The following is a 17,423-nucleotide window of genomic DNA, read 5'->3' on the forward strand; positions in this document are numbered from 1 at the left end:
GACCCGGCAGCAGTAGCCGACCGGGGCGATCGCGGAAGGAGAGCTTCCGCGATGACTGGCAGACTCGCGGGCATGGTGGAGACCTCGGTGCGGCTGCTGCGGCTGCTGACCCTCCTGCAGGTTCGCCGGGAGTGGTCCGGCCCGGAACTGGCCGAACGGCTGGCGGTCACCACCCGCACCGTGCGCACCGATGTGGAGCGCCTGCGGGTGCTGGGCTACCAGATCGAGTCCCACCCGGGGGTCGCCGGAGGCTACCGGCTCGGCGCCGGATCGGCCCTGCCGCCGCTGCTGCTCGACGACGACGAGGCCGTGGCGGTGGCCGTCGGGCTGCGGGCAGCTGCCGGCGGTTCGGTGACCGGAATCGAGGAGACGTCGCTGCGGGCGCTTGCGAAGCTGGAGCAGTCGCTGCCGTCGCGGTTACGGCACCGGGTGGACGCCCTGCGGGCCGCGACGGTCTCCGCCGCCGGCGGCGGCCCGACCGTGGACGCCGACACGCTCACCGCCGTCTCGACGGCGGTGCACCGGGCCGAGCGCCTGCGCTTCGACTACGCCGGGCATGACGGTACGGCCACCGTGCGCGACGTCGAGCCGTACCGGCTGGTCTACACCGGTCGGCGCTGGTACCTGTTGGGCTGGGACACCGACCGGGCCGACTGGCGCACCTTCCGCGCCGACCGGATCCGGCCCCGGGTGCCGACCGGCCCACGCTTCACCCCGCGGGAGCCGCCCGGCGGCGACGCGGTCGCGCACGTGCTGCGCGGCGTCGGTTCCACCGCCTGGCCGCACCCCGCCCGGGTACGCCTGCACGCGTCGGCCGACCAGGTGGCCCAGCGGATCCCCAGCACGGCGGGCCTGCTGGAGGCGATCGACGAGCGGACCTGCCTGCTGCACACCGGTGGGGAGTCGCTGAGCAATCTGGCCGCCTTCCTCAGCACCATCGGGGTCGACTTCGACGTGCTCGACCCGCCGGAGCTGCGCGACGTCGTGCGTGCCGTCGCCGCCCGGTTCGGTCGGGCCGCTCAGGCGTCGTAGCGGCCCTGGCGTCGCCGGTAGTAGGCGTAGGCGACCGCGGCGAGCAGTGGTCCCCACAGCAGCAGCGGCAGGTAGCAGGCGTAGAAGATCGCGGCCTCCCCCTCACCGCGCTGCGTGGGGAAGTCCGCCGGGAGCGGCGTGCCCCGCATGGTGACCCCGGCGAATATCTGGATGAAGGCGCTGGTCCACAGGACGGTGAGGACCGTCGCGCCGAGCGTCGCGGGTATGAGCGCGGCCGGCGTCGGCACCCGGCGGCCACCCAGCCCGGGAATCCAGCGCGGGAACCGCTCTCCCCAGCCGGCGACGAGACCGACGGCGGTGAACGCGATCAGCTCCGCCACGATCGAGAGGCAGACGACGTATACCCGCCCGTCGAACCCGACGCCGTCGCGGAACGCGACCGGAAGCCGCCAGAGGCCGGAGGGCAGCACGGTGAACGGGATGACGTAGGCGGCGACCCGCGCCCAGCGGGGCACTCCCGCCACCGGGGCGTGGGCCTTACGCCACGCCACGCGTAGCCGCGATTCTCCGCTTTCGGCGACCATCGGTGGCGACGTCGAGGGTTTGGGGGCATCGAGGCGATCAGGTGTTCTCATGCCGCTCACGCTAGGAACCGAGCAGGCCGGGCCACCTCCCTCTCGCGAGGGAGTGCACCACCCGGTCGGTCGACCACCGTCGGTCATCGTGCGGCGCCAGGTCTCCCGAGCCGTCCGAGCCGGACGTCACCAACCGCCCGGGGGTGACCTCTGGCCGCTGGCGACACCTGTCGGCTTCGGCTCCGCCACCATCGTGTCGTGGTGACGGAGCCGAAGCGCCGACCCCTTGGTCGTGCCGGCCGATGAGGCGGGCGGCAGACGGGCTGGTCGGGCCGGGCAGCTAGGACTGCGGCACCAGCCGGAAGGACTGCGCGGCGGTGCCGTTGCAGGTGTACTGGATGAGTTGGACGCTGTCCGCCGTGGACGCTCCCGGCACGTCGAGGCACTTGCCGCTTTGCCGGTTGACCAGGCGGTAGTAGCCGCCGCCCTCCGATTCGGCACGCCACTGCTGGTTGTTGCCACCGCTGTAGGACCAGAGCTGGATCGGCGCCGAGTCGGCTGTCGACCGGTCGGTCACGTCGAGCACCTGGGCGGCGTTGGTGCGGTTGTTGACCCGCAGGTAGCCGCCGCTGGTCGGCGCGAACTGGTACTGCTGCGCGGCGCTGCCGTTGCAGGCGTACTGCTGGATGGCCGTGCCGTTCGCGCTGGCGGCGGCGCGCGCGTCCACGCACTTGCCGTTGCCCCGGTTGACCACCGTGTGCCAGGCGGTCGGTGAGATCATGCCGCCGGTCGGCGGAGGCGTGGTCGGGGTGGTGGTGCCGGCGCCGGCGAGCCAGTGCAGCCCGTCGATCAGCAGCTGGTTCTGCTGCGCGCTGTCGAACGTCGACGACAGCCCGGTGTTGGTGCTGTAGTTCATGGCGTTGTGCCCGAAGTTGGCGTAGAGCATCTTGTACTGCCGGTTGCTCCACACCAGCGGGTAGTACCCGCCGTACCAGGACTGGTTGGGGTCGGTGCCGACCGGGAAGCTGGACGCGTCGACCGAGGCGAGGATGTCGATGTTCGGGTTCTGCCGCAGGTCGTTGCTCCAGGAGTACCACTCGCTGATCGACGACGGGAAGGTCGCCGGGAGGTTCCGGGTGGCCGGGTGGGTGCGGTTGTCGGCGCGCATGGTGACCCGGGTGGGTCCCCAGGTGTTGGTCTGGAACGAGCCGGTGCCGAGGAAGGTGTTGTAGTACCAGCTCCAGCTCGACGGGTTGTCGGTCCACGCGCTGACGTGGAAGCCGAACCACGCCCCGCCGTTCTGCATGTACTGCTGGAACGCGGCCCGCTGCGCGGTGGGCGGCGCGTCGTCCAGGAACATGACCACCTTGTACTGGGCCAGGTTCGCGGTGTTCAGCAGACCCCAGTTGTTGGTGGCCTCCCAGGAGAAGCCGTGCTGCGCGGCGGCCTGCGGGAACCAGGCCCGGGCGTCCCGGACGAAGTCGATGTGCGCGGCGTCCCAGGTGCCGTTGTAGAAGGCCAGGACCTTGAACGTCGGCGCGGCCTGCGCGGACCGCGAGGAGTTGACCGCCAGGCCGGCGCTCAGCGCGACCAGCAGAGCGACGAACACCGACAAGATTCGTCTGGTACGGGAGGAGAGTTCTGCGATCACCTGATCGTCCCTTCGGTGGGGACGCGCGCCGCCGCGTCGACCTGCATCTGTTCACAAGGTTTACAGATAGACGAAAGGTTATGCGGTGGCACCGGCGGCGTCAATCATGGGTCGGCTGAACGGGTGGGATTCCGGTGCCAGCGGGTACTCCGGCCCGATGACCAGCCCGGACGCCGTCGACGTCGACACGCCCCTCGCCGTCGACCTGCCCGCCGCGCCGCACGACGCCAGCGGCGAGTGGGTGCCGACCCGTGACCTCGCCGGGCTCGCACCCGCGGCCCGGCCGGCCCGCCGCTGGACCCCGCGCCGGGTGGTGGCCACCCCGGCGGCGCTGGAGCACCCGCACGGCCAGCGGATCGTCGAGCTGGTGCAGGCACAGGGCATCGAGGTGGAACACCTGCGAGCCAACCGGCTCACCGGGGTACGCGGACAAACCGACCGGGAGACGTACGCGCGGGCGAAGGCCACCATGGCGATCGTGGTCAGCCCACCCTCGCGGCGCACCCTGCAACCCATCGCGCCCAGCGCCGACTGGCGGGTCGACCTCGCCGAGGGCTGCCCGGCGCACTGCCAGTACTGCTACCTCGCCGGTTCGCTGTCCGGCCCGCCGGTGACCCGGGTGTACGCGGACCTCGACGACATCCTGGACGGGCTGGCCGCTTACGCCGGGCGTGGGACGGTGACCAGCCGCAACGCGCGACGCGCCGACGAGGGCACCACCTTCGAGGCGTCCTGCTACACCGACCCGCTCGCGCTGGAGCACCTCACCGGCAGTTGGCGGCGGGCGGTGCAGCACTTCGCCGCCTGGGACGCGCCCGTGCAACTGCGCTGGACCACCAAGTACGCCGACGTGGACACCTTCGTCGGGCTGCCGCACGCCGGCCGTACCCGGGTCCGGTTCAGCGTCAACTGCGCACCGGTGAGTGAACGGTTCGAGGGCGGCACCGCCCGGGTGCCGGAGCGGCTGGCCGCGCTGCGCCGGCTCGCGCTCGACGGCTACCCGGTCGGGCTGACCATCGCCCCGATCATCGCGCTGCCCGACTGGCGGGAAAGCTACGGCGAGTTGCTCGACCAGGTCCGCGCGGCGGTCGACGGGGTGCCGGAGCTGGACCTGACCGCCGAGCTGATCACCCACCGGTTCACCCCGGGCAGCAAGGAGGTGCTGCTGGGCTGGTACCCGCGCACCCGGCTGGAGATGGACGAGGAGTCGCGCAGCCGCAAACACGGCAAGTTCGGCGCGGTGAAGTACGTCTACCCGCGCGACACCATGGCCGAGCTGCGCGGCTGGTTCACCGCCGAGCTCGCCTCGCGGGTGCCGGCCTGCCGGATCCTCTACTGGACCTGAGCCGTCCCCGGCATGTTTCGGAAAACTTTCGCGAACCTCGCCGTCGTCGCTTGACGGCAACCTTCTCATCCACCACAGTCGATGCGGGTGTAGGTAGGCGTGCCGTCGGGAGCTCGGCCGCCAGCGGGGCATTGAGCGATGTGGTGTCGGGTGCGATGGGCAGCACCTGTTAGCGCTCACACTGTGCCGCACCGCTGTCCTGGCCACGGTGGCGGCGTGGCCCGACAGCGATCTGTCATGGCAACGCGGCACTTCGCGTGTTCACGCCCCCGATCATCAGGAGAATGGTCCATGAGAAGACCCAGAGTTATCCGGGCCGCCGCGGTGTCCGCCGGCGCGGTGCTTGTGGCATCGACGGCGATCGCCGTGGCGATGCCGGCCGGGGCAGCGGCCGCTGGCTGTTCGGTGGATTACAGCGTGTCGTCGCAGTGGCAGGGCGGGTTCGGCGCCAACGTCGCCATCACCAATCTCGGTGATCCGGTCAGCATCTGGACGTTGGCCTGGTCCTACAGCGCCGGCCAGACCGTCACGCAGGCGTGGAACACGACACTGACCCAGAGCGGCGCGGCGGTCACCGCCAGGAACGTCAGTTACAACGGGGCGATCGCCACCAACGGCACCGTCTCGTTCGGCTTCAACGGCTCGTGGACCGGCAGCAACCCCGCGCCGGCCAGCTTCACGCTCAACGGGGTGGCCTGCACCGGCGAACCGGCACCGACCACGCCACCGCCGACCAGCGCACCGCCGACGACCCCGCCACCAACCACCCCACCGCCGACGACCCCACCGCCGACCACTCCGCCGCCGAACGGGCCGGCGGACATCACGGTGAACAGCGCGACCAGATACCAGACAGTCGACGGGTTCGGGGCCGCGCAGTCGATCTGGGGTAGCGCCTGGTCGACGACGGACACCCAGACGCTCGTCGGGCTGGGCGCCAACCAGTTGGGGCTGTCCATCGTGCGGACCGGCCTGTCGCCGGTGTCCAGCGAGTGGGCGACGCACGTGGACTCGCTGAAGACGGCGGAGTCGTACGGGTCGAACGTGAAGATCCTCGCCTCGCCGTGGACCGCACCGGCGGCGTGGAAGACGAACAACAGCCGGGTCAACGGCGGCAAGCTGAGGACCGACTACTACGACGACTACGCGAACCATCTGAACAGCTACGTGCAGTACATGCGTGGCCAGGGCGTGAACATCGACGTCACCTCGGTGCAGAACGAGCCGGACTGGCACCCGGATTACGACTCGATGGACTGGAGCGGCACCGAGCTGCGCAATTTCGTCCGGGACCAGGGCACGAAGGTGCAGAACACCAAGCTGATGGTCGCCGAGGCGGTCAACCTCAACTACAACTTCACCGATCCGACCCTGAACGACACCACCGCCCGCAACAACATCGGCTACATCGGCGGGCACCTGTACGGCACCGAGGAGTCCGGCCGGCTCAAGCCGTATCCCCTGGCCGCGCAGTACAACAAGCCGGTGTGGATGACCGAGTGGAACCTGCACGCCGCCGACGGTGGCGGCTCCAACATCTGGGGCAACCCCGCCAACGGCACGGTCTGGAACGAGACGCTCGACGACATCATGCGCACCGTGCACCGGTCGATGGAGGCGAACTGGAGCGCCTACATCTGGTGGTACGGCAAGCGCTACTACTCCTTCATCGGCGACGGTGAGTCGGCGTTCGGCACCGTCGCGGGCGCTCCGCTCAAGCGCGGGTACGCGTTCTCGCAGTACGCCAAGTACGTCCGCCCCGGCTACCAGCGGGTCGCCCTGACCAAGAGCTCCAAGGCCTCGCCCCTGGAGGTGACCGCCTACCAGGGCGACGGCAAGGTCACCCTGGTGATCCTCAACCGCTCGACCAGCGCGGTCACCAACGCCGTGGTCCAGGCGCCGCAGAACGTCACGCGGGCCGAGCACTACCTCACCTCGCAGAACGCCAACGCGGCCAGCCAACCGACAAGCGTCAACGGCGGTCAGGCCACCATCAACGTCGCCGCCCGCAGCATCTCCACGCTCGTGTTCACCCTCTGAGGGCCGCACCGCCCGTAGGTGGGCGTGTGGGTGTTGGATCGCGGATCCGCACCCACACGCCCCACCGGCCGCCCCCGGTCGGAGCGGACGCGGTATCGACCGGCCGGGTCAGCCAACGCGCGTGCCGGACGGCGGCGCGTCAGCCGACCGACGAGCGGGCGACCGGCGCGGCGAAGAACGTGTCCGGGTACGGCTCGTCGCGCAGGCTGTAGTGCCACCACTCACGGTCGTAGTTGACGAAGCCGGCGTCGGTCATCAGCCGCTGCAACAACCGCCGGTTGTCTCGCGCCGTCCCGGTGATGCGGGGGTCGGCGGTGTGCGCCCGGGAGTCGAAGCAGTCGAAGCCCGTACCCATGTCGACGCTGTTGTCGGCGAAGCGCCGCCCCGGGGGCGCGGTGCAGGCGACGAGCGGCTGCCCAGGCCGGTACGCGGGCTGGTCGGCGGCGGGGTCGTCCACAAGCGTCAGGTCCATGGTGCTGCCCCGGCTGTGCGCGGTGGGCGCCCCGATGTAGCCCTCGGCGAAGAGCCGATCCTTGGCCAGGTCCGGGTAGAACTCGGCCTTGGTCTGCTGCTCGCCGGGGCGCTTCGACCAGGCGACGAAGTCGTCCACCGCCGGCTGCGGGCGGTAGCAGTCGTACACCTTGAGGCTGCGCCCGCCGGCCAGGGCGGCGTCCTGCACCCGGCGCAGCGCCTCGGCGGCCTGCCGGGTGAGCAGGCACAGCGGCTCCGGGTAGCCGGCGATCGGGCGGCCCACGAAGTTGTGCGCCGTGGCGTAGCGGATGTCGGCGTGGATGCGCGGGTCGACGTCACTCAGGTCCACGAATCCGGGCAGCCGGGCGGCCGCGGAGCTGGACGTCGCGGGGGTGGGCGTCGCGGAGGTGGGCCGGGGGGTGGGACTCACCGGCGTCGACGGGGGCGCGGCCGGCGCGGGGCGGGGCTCCGGCCGCGAGCAACCGCCGAGCAGCACGGCGACCACGAGCGCGACGGCGATCCGGTGACCCACCTCTCCTGTCTATCAGCCGGGCCGGCGGCGCGGGCCGGATGCACCCGTTCCGGGTCGGCCCCGCTGGGCACGTGGCCCGGTCAGCTCTCGGTCAGGTGTGCGCGCAGGAAGACCAGCGCCGACTCGTCGTCGTCGATCCCGCCGGCCTCGTGGCCGTTGTAGCGCCACACCGCCAACTCGCTCGGCCCGGCGTGGGCGTTGGCCGCCGCGTAGACCGTCGACGGCGGGACGATCTCGTCCATCAACGCCACCGAGTACCGCGCCGGACGGCGGCAGCGGCGGGCGAAGTTGACCCCGTCGACGTACGCGAGGGTGGTCAGCACCCGCTCCTCGGCGTACCGGTGGATCGCCAGGTAGTCGCGGATCTCCCGGTAGGGGCGGGCGGCGGTGGTCACCACCGCGCGCGGAATGTCGCAGAGGAACGGCACGAACGCGACCACCGCCCGTACCCCGGGTGCCAACGCGCCGGCCGCGAGCGCCAGCCCTCCGCCCTGGCTGTGCCCGAGCACCGCCACCCGGGTCGGATCGACGAGCGGCAGGGTCCGGACGGCGTCCACCGCCCGGACGGCGTCGGTGATCAGCCGCCGGTAGTAGTAGGTCTTCGGATCGGCGATGCCCCGGGTGGTGACGCCGGGCGCCTCCGGCCCGGCCGCGCCGAGGTCCGGGGTGTCGCCCCGGCTCCAGCCCGAGCCCTGCCCCCGGGTGTCCATCTGCAGGTGCGCGAACCCGGCGGCGGCCCAGAGCAGGTTCTCCAGCGGGTGCCCGCGCCCGCCGCCGTAGCCGGCGAACTGGACCACCGTCGGCAACGCCGTGTCGGCGCCGCGGGGCACCCGCAGCCAGGCCCGCACGGACTGGCCGGCGAAACCCGCGAAGGTCACGTCGAACACGTCGATGCTGTCCAACTCGGTCGCGACCGGCTCGGCCCGCACCGGCCAGCCGGCACGCCGGGCCTCGGTCAGGGTGTCGGCCCAGAAGTCGTCGAAGTCCGCCGGCTCCGTGACGACGCCGCGGTAGTCCCGCAGCTGTTCCTCAGGTAGATCGGTGTACATGCCGTCCCCGGTCGACGAAGTTCCGGAAAGATTCCGTAACTTCGCCGAACGCTAGAACCGACCTGGCATGTCGTCAACCCCCGTCGGTGAGGCAAGATGACGCGTGGAACGGGCACACCGTTCCGGGATCCTCGGTTGACGACGTCTCGTGGTCGTTCTTCCGGCACGGTGAAGGAGACGCGGGTGGGCGCGGACGACGGACGCAGGGTGACCATCACCGCGATCGCACGGGAAGCCGGGGTGTCGGTGCCGACCGTGTCACGGGTCCTCAACGGTCGCTCCGATGTAGCACCGGACACCCGGGAGCGGGTCGAGGAGTTGCTGCGCCACCACGGCTACCGGCGACGCACCAGCCGCAGCGTTCGCCGCGCCGGCCTCGTCGACCTGGTCTTCAACGACCTGGACAGCCCCTGGGCCGTGGAAATCATCCGGGGCGTGGAGGATGTCGGGCACGGCGCGGGAGTCGGCACGGTGGTCTCCGCGATCCACCGGCAGCCCACCGCCGCCCGGCAGTGGCTGCAGAACCTGCGCACCCGGGCCACCGACGGGGTCATCTTCGTGACCTCGCACCTCAGCCCGCCGCTGCACGCGCAACTGCGCCGCCTCAACGTGCCGGTGGTGGTCGTCGACCCGGCCGGTGTCCCGGCCATGGACGTGCCGACGATCGGTGCCACCAACTGGGCCGGCGGAATGGCCGCGACCGAGCACCTGCTGGCGATCGGGCACCGGCGCATCGGCCTGGTGGCGGGGCCGACGCACCTGCTGTGCAGCCGGGCGCGGCTCGACGGTTACCGGGCCGGGTTGGAGAGCGCCGGAGTGCCGGTGGACGACGAGCTGATCTACCCGGGCGACTTCTACCACGCCTCCGGGTTCTCCGGCGCGACCGCGCTGCTCGACCTCGCCGACCCGCCGACCGGCATCTTCGCCGCGAGTGACCAGATGGCCTTCGGCGTCTACGAGGCCATCCGGCGGCGCGGGCTGCGGGTGCCGGACGACGTGAGCGTCGTCGGCTTCGACGACCTGCCGGAGGCCCGCTGGGCATCGCCACCGCTGACCACGGTGCGGCAGCCGTTGGTCGAGATGGGACGGTTGGCGGCCCGGACCGTGCTGCGCCTGGCCCAGGGTGAGGGCATCGACTCGCCACGTGTGGAACTCGCCACGGAACTTGTCGTCCGCGACAGCACCGCCCCGCCGTCCGGGTCGCCCGGCCCGTCGTGAGGCCGGAACTGGGTCGGTAACCGGTCGGACCAGTTCCGATCCGCTTCCGAGAATTTCGGTCGCCGGGCTTCCCCCCGGCTGGCGCTCCCGCTGGCGCGGTGAGCGGCAGACGCCGCCCACCGCGCCGCCTGCTCAGTGGTGGTGGTGCGCGCGGACGGCCTTTCGAATGGTCACCGGCAGCGCGGGCGCGCCGTCGACCGGCGCCGGGTCCTCGGCGGTCGGCGCCACTCCCCCGGCCGCGATCCGGTCCAGGGTGGCCAACCCGGCCGCGTCGACCTCGCCGAAGATCGTGTAGTTGGGGCGCAGCGCCGAGTTGGCGTAGACCAGGAAGAACTGGCTGCCGTTGGTGTCCGGCCCCGCGTTGGCCATCGCCAGCACGCCCCGGGCGTACACCCGGCGTTCCCCGGTCGGGTCGGTGGGCGCCGGCGGCAGGTCGGTCGGCAGTTCGTCGCGGTACCGGTAGCCCGGGCCGCCCTCGCCGGTGCCCGACGGGTCACCGCACTGCAGCACGCTCAGCGTCGGGTACGCGGTGAGCCGGTGGCACGGGGTGCGGTCGTAGAAACGCTTGCCGACCAGGTGCAGGAAGCTCTGTACGGTGCACGGTGCGGCGGCCCGGTCCAGCGTCAGCCCGATCGGTCCGTGGTTGGTCGACAGGGTCACCCGGACACTGCCCCGGGCCGGGGTGCGCCGTGGGTCGGGCGGCAGCGGCACCGGCCGGGCCGCGGGCTCGTCGGGTGTCTCGGTGTACGCGCACGGGCCGTGGGTGGTGCGCGGCGGTCGGGTGGCGGCGTCCGCGGCGGTGGAAGCGCCCTCGGCGGCGGCGGTCGCGGCGACCGCGCTCGGGGACGCCCCGACGACGAGCGCCCCGGCGAGCGCGGTCACCCCCGCGAGGCGGGACAGGATGTGCACCGGCCGGCGGGGTGCCGCCACGCCGCGGTGCGGTTCGAGTTCACTCGACACGGTGATCCTCCTGGACTCGTGGTGCCAGAAAGACCGGAGTCTATGGAGGCCAGCGCCCGATGTCGATCCGTCCGGCCAGTCAGCGGCTCAGGGCAGCCGACGGCGACGCCGCCACAGCAGCCCGCCCAACAGCGCCAGCACCCCCGCGCCACTCACCGCGGTCACCGACCACAACCATCCCGAGCCGGTCCGCGCGGGTCCGCTGGCCGCCGCCGGCCGGGGCGCACCGGGTGCGGCCAGCGCGGACGGCGCCGCCGACGGCGTGACGGTCAGTTCGCCCGGCTCGACCAGCCGGCCGACGGACGCGTCCCGGGGCAGCGTGAAACCCCAGTCCAGCAGGGCCGCGCCCTGCTCCCAGCCGCGCTTCGGCGCCGGTTCGGCACCCAACAGGGTGACCACCAGCCGTCGGCCGTTGCGTTCGGCGGCGCCCACGTAGGTGTGCCGGGCCAGGTCGGTGAAGCCGGTCTTGCCGCCGAGCGCGCCCGGGTACCGGTAGATGAGTTGGTTCTCGTTCTGGATCTGGAAACCCTTGGTGCGCTGCGCCGGCTGGGTGGGAATCTGCGTCTGCTCGGTCAGCGCGTACCGGCGGAAGGTCGGGTCGGCGAAGCAGGCCCGGGCGATCAGCGCCAGGTCGTACGCGCTGGTGAACTGCCCCTTGCCGTCCAGCCCCGACGGGGTGACCGCGTGGGTCTGCAGCGCGCCCAGGTGGTGGGCCTGCTCGTTCATCGCGCGTACGCCGGCGGCGCTGTCCGTCCCGCTGCCGAGCCGGGCCAGCGCGTTGGCGGCCTCGTTGCCGGAGTTGAGCAGCAGCCCGAGCCAGATGGTCTCGATGGTGTACCGACCGCCCGCGACGAGTCCCACGGCGGAGGAGCCGGGCTCGATGTGCATGTCGTCCTCGGTGACGGTCACCATCTGCTTCGGGTCCAACCGAGGCAGCATCGTGGCCGCCAACAGGAGCTTCTGCACGCTGGCCGGGGTGCCGTACTCGTGTGGGCCGCACCCGCCGAGCACCTGGCCGCTGTCCAGGTCGGCGACCAGCCACGACGTGGCGGTGATCGCCGGTGGCGCGGGGGCGTCGGCCGGCACGACCAGGCCGGTCGTGTCCAGGGCCGCGCCGCCGACCACCCGCTGCGCGGGAACGGCGGGCGGGGGTGCGGGGCGGGGCGGGCGGGACACCGCCGGGGCCGGCACCCGCGGGCACCGCACGGTTGCCCCGGCGGACGCTCCCGCGGCGGCGACCGGCGCGGGAGCGAGCAGGATGGCGGACGCCGTGGCCGCCAGCAGCGCAGCTCTCATGTGCCCGACCCTAGCCAACAAGATCGCTCGGTGGGACGGGTCGGTCAACCCGCCTCGCCGCCACCGCGCAGGTAGTCGTGCAGGGCGGCCGTGCCCCGCAGCCGGCGCAGGCTGCGAATGTGCAGGTCCTGCTCGCGGCGGGCCAGTTCGGCGCGGACGCGCTGGGGGCTGCCGGTGGTCCGCAGTTCCTCCAGCACCGCCTCGATGATCTCGAACGGGTACGCGCCTCGGCGCAGCAACGCGATGACCTGCGCGGCGCGTAGTTCCACCTCGTCGTACACCCGGTAGTTGGTGCCCGGAGCGCGACCCGGGCGCAGCAGCTCGCGCTGCTCCCAGAGCCGGAGCTGGGAGGTTCGCACCCCGACCAGGGCGGCGACCTCGCCGATGCGGGCGGCGCGGCGTGGTGCGGGCCGCGCCAACGGTGGGCTGGCCAGCACGGTCACGAAGGCGCCGAGCACCCGGCGGATCTCGGCGCGTTCCCGGTCCAGCTCGGCGTGACCGCCGTCGAGCGCGGCCAGGGCCGCCGGCAGGTCGCCCCGATGCACCGCCGCCATGATCTCCCGGGCGCGGCTCCAGCCGTGCCCCTCGGCCAGCCGTCGCGCGACGCTCAGCGCCCGGGCATGCGCGGTCGTGAAGATCCGGTAGCCGCTCTCGGTCCGCCGCGCCGGGGGCAGCACACCCTGCTCGACGTAGTTGCGCACCTGCTGCACCGAGATCCCGACGGTGGCCGCCAGGTCCACGGCCCGGAGTCGATCCTTCGGGGAGACGTCCACGCGAGCCACCGTACCGCTTACGACGTGATTTGAGACTTTCCCGGACGTGCTGCTGCCTCCTGCGCTTGGTTCTCCACGAAAGTCTCTACATGGGGATGAATGAGACAATGGAACCCGCCAGCATCGGCGGGGCACAGTCCCGCCACGACTCCGTGAAGGGTTCGCATGTCGCAGCCAGCATGGTCCGCCGCCGACAGCCACGACATGATCGAGGTACGCGGGGCGCGGGAGAACAATCTCGCCGACGTCTCGGTCGACATCCCCAAACGCCGGTTGACCGTCTTCACCGGCGTCTCGGGCTCGGGCAAGTCGTCGCTGGTCTTCGGCACCATCGCCGCCGAGTCCCAGCGCATGATCAATGAGACCTACAGCGCGTTCCTCCAGTCGTTCATGCCGAACCTCAACCGACCGGACGTCGACTCGCTGCGCAACCTCAGCGCGGCCATCGTCGTCGACCAGGAGCGGATGGGCGTCAACTCCCGCTCCACCGTCGGCACCGCCACCGACGCGTACGCCATGCTGCGGATCCTCTTCAGCAGGCTCGGCCAGCCGTCCATCGGCGGTGCCGGGGCGTTCAGCTTCAACCTGCCCGAGGGCATGTGCCCCACCTGCGAGGGGCTGGGCCGCGTCTCCGACCTCGACATCAACGAACTGGTGGACGTCGAGCGCTCCCTCAACGACGGCGCCATCACCGTGCCGAACTTCGCCGTCGACTCCTGGTACTGGCAGACGATGGCCGGCTCCGGCCTGTTCGACCCGGACGTCAAACTCCAGGACTTCACCCCGCAACAGTGGGAGGACTTCCTCCACAAGCCGTCCACGAAGATCAAGGTGGGCAGCAACAACTGGACGTACGAGGGCCTGGTGGTCAAGGTCAAGCGTCTCTACCTGGCCAAGGACCGCGAGTCGATGCAACCGCACATCCGCGCATTCGTCGACCGGGCGGTCACCTTCACCACCTGCGGCGACTGCGGCGGCACCCGACTCAACGCGGCGGCCCTGTCGTCGCGGATCGCCGGACGCACCATCGCCGACTGCTCGGCGATGCAGATCAGCGACCTGGCGACGGTCGTGCGCGGCATCGACGACCCGGGGGTCGCACCACTGATCGCCAACCTGCGTGACCTGCTGGACTCCCTGGTCGAGATCGGTCTGGGCTATCTCAGCCTGGACCGGGAGTCGGCCACCCTCTCCGGCGGTGAGGCGCAACGGGTCAAGATGGTCCGGCACCTCGGCTCCAGCCTCTCCGACGTCACCTACGTCTTCGACGAACCCACCGTCGGCCTGCACCCGCACGACATCGCCCGGATGAACGACCTGCTACTGCGACTGCGCGACAAGGGCAACACGGTGCTGGTGGTCGAGCACAAGCCGGAGACCATCGCCATCGCCGACCACGTCGTCGACCTCGGGCCGGGTGCCGGCACCGACGGCGGCCGGATCTGCTTCACCGGCGACGTGCCCGCGCTGCGCCGCTCCGACACCCTCACCGGTCGGCACCTGGACCACCGGGTGACCCTGCGCGGCCAGGTACGCCAACCCACCGGGCAGCTCGCCATCCGCCAGGCCGACCTGCACAACCTGCGCGACGTGGACGTGGACCTCCCGCTCGGCGTGCTCACCGTGGTCACCGGCGTGGCCGGCTCCGGCAAGAGTTCACTGATCCACGGGTCGCTGCGCGGCCGGTCCGGGGTGGTCATCGTCGACCAGTCCCCCATCCGCGGGTCCCGGCGCAGCAACCCGGCCACCTACAGCGGGCTACTCGACCCGATCCGTACCGCCTTCGCCAAGGCCAACGGCGTCAAGGCGGCCCTGTTCAGCGCCAACTCCGAGGGTGCCTGCCCGGCCTGCAAGGGAATCGGGCTGATCTACACGGACCTGGCGATGATGGCCGGCGTCGCCAGCGTCTGCGAACGCTGCGAGGGTCGACGCTTCACCGACGAGGTGCTCACGTACACGTTGCGCGGCAAGAACATCAGCGAGGTGCTGGCCATGTCGGTCACCGAGGCGTACGCGTTCTTCCCGGGTGGTCCGGCGCACCTCATCCTCGGCCGGCTGGTCGACGTCGGGCTGGGCTACCTCAGCCTCGGCCAACCGTTGACCACCCTGTCCGGCGGGGAACGGCAGCGACTCAAGCTCGCCATCCACCTGGCGGAGAAGACCACCACCTACGTGCTGGACGAACCCACCACCGGCCTGCACCTGGCCGACGTGGACCAACTGCTCGCCCTGCTCGATCGGATGGTCGACGCCGGCAACACCGTGATCGTCATCGAGCACCACCAGGCCGTCATGGCCCACGCCGACTGGCTCATCGACCTGGGGCCGGGCGCCGGCCACGACGGCGGCCGGATCGTCTTCACCGGCACGCCCGCCGACCTGGTCGCCCGTGGGGACACGCTGACCGCCACCCACCTGCGCGAGTACGTCAACGAACCGGCGGTGACCCGACAGGGGTAGGCGCCCAGGGGCGGGCGGTGCAGGTCAGGCCACGCGGCGCAGCCAGCGCCGCTGCCAGGGCGTCTCCACCGCCTTGGGGTGGTAACCCTCCCGGACCCACGACACCGCCCGCTCGGCCGGCAGGCCGTCGAGAATCGCCAACGCGGCCAGCGCGGTACCGGTCCGCCCCACCCCACCCCGACAGGCCACCTCGACGCGCGCACCGTCATGGGCGCGCCGCAACGCCGCCCGCAGCGCATCGAGGGCATCCGCCCGATCCGTCGGCACCCAGAAATCGGGCCACCGGATCCGCCGGTACGGCCACGCCGGAGCCGGACCGGGCGCCAACAGCAGGGCGAAGTCGGCGGGCGACGTCACCGTGGCGACGCGGCGCCCGCGTACCGTCACCCCGCTGGGGAGTACGAGCAAACCAGACTGCTCGGGCCAGGGCTGAGAACCGGTCACCCGAGCGATTATGCCGCTGCCGGACCGACAGGTGGGCACAGACAGCGCCGCCCCCGGCCCTGTGGACCGGGGGCGGCGCTGGTGTCGGTGTGCAGGTCGCCTCGCGGCGAGTGGCGCGACGCGGCTCCAGCCGAACGGTATTCCGCGAAGGCGATATTAGGTGAGGCCCGGGGACACTGAGTCACACCGACACCCTGCACAACCAACCGGATCCCCACGATGTTCCCCACGCCCATACCCACCGCCAAGCCGCCACACGACGGTGACGGCGGCGGAGCGGACGCGACGGTGCGTGGGGGGGTAACGGTCGCGGTGGCAGTCGCGGTCACGGCGGGCGGTCGCGCGGCGGTAGTCGCGTGCCCCTTGCCCTTGCCCTTGCCCTTGCCCTTGCCCTTGCCCTTGCCCTTGCCCTTGCCCTTGCCCTTGCCCTTGCCCTTGCCCTTGCCCTTGCTTACAAGATCGTGCTCGATCCTGGTTGTAGTGGCCACCGTTGCCGACCGAGGGGACTACAACCAGGATCGAGCACGATCGGTGGACGGTCGCGCAGTGGCGGTCGGCGGTCGGCGAGATCTTGGACAGTTACCGTTTCGCGCGAACGGAAACTGTCCAAGATCTCCGGACAACCACCGATCAGGCCGGGCAATCAACTCCCTGGCACGCCCGAGAGGTGCGTCGGGCACCTCACCGCTCAGCCGCGTTCGATCTCGGCGGAGCGGGACGCGGCCAGTGCGGTGGTCAGCGCGGAGCACCGACCGGGCGGCGGATACGCCGCTGGCCGGCACCCCGAATTGCGGGGCGCCGGCCAGCGGTCCGTGTCATGCGGCAGTGCGGTGGTGTCAGCTGTTCCAGTACTGGGCGACCATGTCAGTGGCCTGCTGCTCCCACTGGGCGTAGGCGTCCGGGTACGCCGACACCTGCACGGTCTGCGCGGCCTCGGTCAGCGGCATGTCCTGCCACCCGTCGACCTGCTTGAGGCCCTTGAGGAACGCGGTGGTGGAGTAGGCCGGGTCGGTGATCTGCTCCGGCGTACCCCAACCCGAACTCGGGCGCTGCTGGAACAGACCCAACGAGTCGTGGTCGTTCATGTCACCCAGGTGGCCGAGGTTGTCCAGCTTCGACTCCTGCAGGCTCGTCGCGATCGAGATCACCGCAGCCCGCTCGGGCAGGCCGGCCTTCTTCGTGGCGGCGATGATCGCCTTGACGTTGGCGGTCTTCTCCTCGTTGAGGTCGATGTGCGACTGGGCGCCCTGCGGCTTCGGGGCGGTGGTCTGCACGGCGGCCGCGACGGGCTTGCCCTCAACCGGGGTGGCGGCGTGGGCGGCGATCGGGCCGGCGAACACACCACCGGCGAACGCCAGACCAGCAACGGACAGCACACTCTTACGCATGATCGTGTTCATGGGGGTAGCTCCTTCGGGGGTAGGACACCCCGACCGCCAAAAGGGGGGAACGGCGGCAGGGTGTGAGCACCTCGTCCGGCGCTGCACGTTCACAAGGGGGAAGTCTGAGGGGTGACACCGTGTCGGGCGTCGGAGTCGGCGACCTACCGAGCGGAGGGCTCAGGGCGCCGGGGTCCAGATGTAACGACCGGCAGGCCAGGGTCATTCCGGGGGCGG

14 protein-coding genes are annotated in these 17,423 nt (G+C 71.5%); 5 read left to right on the forward strand and 9 right to left on the reverse strand.

Annotation, left to right across the window (positions count from 1 at the left end; genetic code table 11):
• Positions 1-72 precede the first annotated feature (72 nt).
• Positions 73-1,032, forward strand: a complete 960-nt coding sequence (locus AB0A90_RS00785; RefSeq protein ID WP_357240640.1) for a YafY family protein — start codon at positions 73-75, stop codon at positions 1,030-1,032.
• On the opposite strand, the gene AB0A90_RS00790 is transcribed toward AB0A90_RS00785, so the two are convergent.
• Both AB0A90_RS00790 and AB0A90_RS00795 read right to left on the reverse strand, forming a co-directional pair.
• Positions 1,020-1,628, reverse strand: coding sequence for a hypothetical protein (locus tag AB0A90_RS00790; RefSeq protein ID WP_357239434.1), 609 nt, complete (start codon positions 1,626-1,628; stop codon positions 1,020-1,022). The genes AB0A90_RS00785 and AB0A90_RS00790 overlap by 13 nt on opposite strands.
• A gap of 280 nt (positions 1,629-1,908) precedes the next feature.
• Entirely contained in the window at positions 1,909-3,177 is a 1,269-nt protein-coding gene (locus AB0A90_RS00795; RefSeq protein WP_357240643.1) for an RICIN domain-containing protein, read from the reverse strand.
• A 199-nt stretch (positions 3,178-3,376) separates the two neighbouring features.
• Between AB0A90_RS00795 and AB0A90_RS00800 the strand changes: the two genes are divergently transcribed.
• On the forward strand, positions 3,377-4,564 hold the full coding sequence (locus AB0A90_RS00800; RefSeq protein ID WP_357239437.1) for a spore photoproduct lyase family protein: 1,188 nt from the start codon (positions 3,377-3,379) through the stop codon (positions 4,562-4,564).
• Between the two features lie 291 nt (positions 4,565-4,855).
• The gene (locus AB0A90_RS00805; protein ID WP_357239440.1) at positions 4,856-6,604 is read left to right on the forward strand and encodes a cellulose binding domain-containing protein; all 1,749 of its coding nucleotides are present in this window, start codon (positions 4,856-4,858) and stop codon (positions 6,602-6,604) included.
• Positions 6,605-6,743: 139 nt separating this feature from the next.
• Here AB0A90_RS00805 and AB0A90_RS00810 read toward each other — a convergent pair whose 3' ends face one another.
• Positions 6,744-7,607 carry a M15 family metallopeptidase gene (locus AB0A90_RS00810; protein WP_357239443.1) on the reverse strand — a complete coding sequence of 288 codons (864 nt, stop codon included), beginning with the start codon at positions 7,605-7,607 and terminating at the stop codon, positions 6,744-6,746.
• Between the two features lie 80 nt (positions 7,608-7,687).
• Positions 7,688-8,656 carry an acetylxylan esterase gene (locus AB0A90_RS00815; RefSeq protein ID WP_357239446.1) on the reverse strand — a complete coding sequence of 323 codons (969 nt, stop codon included), beginning with the start codon at positions 8,654-8,656 and terminating at the stop codon, positions 7,688-7,690.
• Positions 8,657-8,839: 183 nt separating this feature from the next.
• Here AB0A90_RS00815 and AB0A90_RS00820 point away from each other — a divergent pair, with 183 nt between their 5' ends.
• The gene (locus AB0A90_RS00820) at positions 8,840-9,874 is read left to right on the forward strand and encodes a LacI family DNA-binding transcriptional regulator (RefSeq protein ID WP_357239448.1); all 1,035 of its coding nucleotides are present in this window, start codon (positions 8,840-8,842) and stop codon (positions 9,872-9,874) included.
• A 132-nt stretch (positions 9,875-10,006) separates the two neighbouring features.
• On the opposite strand, the gene AB0A90_RS00825 is transcribed toward AB0A90_RS00820, so the two are convergent.
• The 3 genes from AB0A90_RS00825 to AB0A90_RS00835 all read right to left on the reverse strand — a co-directional run bounded on the left by AB0A90_RS00825 (position 10,007) and on the right by AB0A90_RS00835 (position 12,903).
• The gene (locus tag AB0A90_RS00825) at positions 10,007-10,834 is read right to left on the reverse strand and encodes a peptidylprolyl isomerase (protein WP_357239451.1); all 828 of its coding nucleotides are present in this window, start codon (positions 10,832-10,834) and stop codon (positions 10,007-10,009) included.
• Positions 10,835-10,921: 87 nt separating this feature from the next.
• Positions 10,922-12,130 (reverse strand): D-alanyl-D-alanine carboxypeptidase, encoded by a 1,209-nt coding sequence (locus tag AB0A90_RS00830; protein WP_357239454.1) that lies wholly within the window; start codon positions 12,128-12,130, stop codon positions 10,922-10,924.
• A 44-nt stretch (positions 12,131-12,174) separates the two neighbouring features.
• Positions 12,175-12,903, reverse strand: a complete 729-nt coding sequence (locus tag AB0A90_RS00835; protein ID WP_357239457.1) for a MerR family transcriptional regulator — start codon at positions 12,901-12,903, stop codon at positions 12,175-12,177.
• Between the two features lie 165 nt (positions 12,904-13,068).
• Between AB0A90_RS00835 and AB0A90_RS00840 the strand changes: the two genes are divergently transcribed.
• Entirely contained in the window at positions 13,069-15,363 is a 2,295-nt protein-coding gene (locus tag AB0A90_RS00840) for an excinuclease ABC subunit UvrA (RefSeq protein ID WP_357239460.1), read from the forward strand.
• Between the two features lie 24 nt (positions 15,364-15,387).
• On the opposite strand, the gene AB0A90_RS00845 is transcribed toward AB0A90_RS00840, so the two are convergent.
• Together AB0A90_RS00845 and AB0A90_RS00850 are read right to left on the reverse strand one after the other, a co-directional pair.
• Positions 15,388-15,807 carry a protein-tyrosine phosphatase family protein gene (locus tag AB0A90_RS00845; RefSeq protein WP_357239463.1) on the reverse strand — a complete coding sequence of 140 codons (420 nt, stop codon included), beginning with the start codon at positions 15,805-15,807 and terminating at the stop codon, positions 15,388-15,390.
• Between the two features lie 836 nt (positions 15,808-16,643).
• A complete protein-coding gene (locus AB0A90_RS00850) occupies positions 16,644-17,207 on the reverse strand; it encodes a hypothetical protein (RefSeq protein WP_357239466.1) in 564 nt (187 codons plus the stop codon).
• Between the last annotated feature and the right edge of the window lie 216 nt (positions 17,208-17,423).

This window comes from Micromonospora sp. NPDC049204 (assembly GCF_040647935.1).
Lineage (GTDB): Bacteria > Actinomycetota > Actinomycetes > Mycobacteriales > Micromonosporaceae > Micromonospora.

Coding starts and splice junctions, on each gene's coding strand:
- AB0A90_RS00815 (WP_357239446.1), bottom strand. CDS start 8,656: ATGTACACCGATCTACCTGAGGAACAGCTGCGGGACTACCGCGGCGTC.
- AB0A90_RS00850 (WP_357239466.1), bottom strand. CDS start 17,207: ATGAACACGATCATGCGTAAGAGTGTGCTGTCCGTTGCTGGTCTGGCG.
- AB0A90_RS00800 (WP_357239437.1), top strand. CDS start 3,377: ATGACCAGCCCGGACGCCGTCGACGTCGACACGCCCCTCGCCGTCGAC.
- AB0A90_RS00790 (WP_357239434.1), bottom strand. CDS start 1,628: ATGAGAACACCTGATCGCCTCGATGCCCCCAAACCCTCGACGTCGCCA.
- AB0A90_RS00840 (WP_357239460.1), top strand. CDS start 13,069: ATGTCGCAGCCAGCATGGTCCGCCGCCGACAGCCACGACATGATCGAG.
- AB0A90_RS00830 (WP_357239454.1), bottom strand. CDS start 12,130: ATGAGAGCTGCGCTGCTGGCGGCCACGGCGTCCGCCATCCTGCTCGCT.
- AB0A90_RS00805 (WP_357239440.1), top strand. CDS start 4,856: ATGAGAAGACCCAGAGTTATCCGGGCCGCCGCGGTGTCCGCCGGCGCG.
- AB0A90_RS00785 (WP_357240640.1), top strand. CDS start 73: ATGGTGGAGACCTCGGTGCGGCTGCTGCGGCTGCTGACCCTCCTGCAG.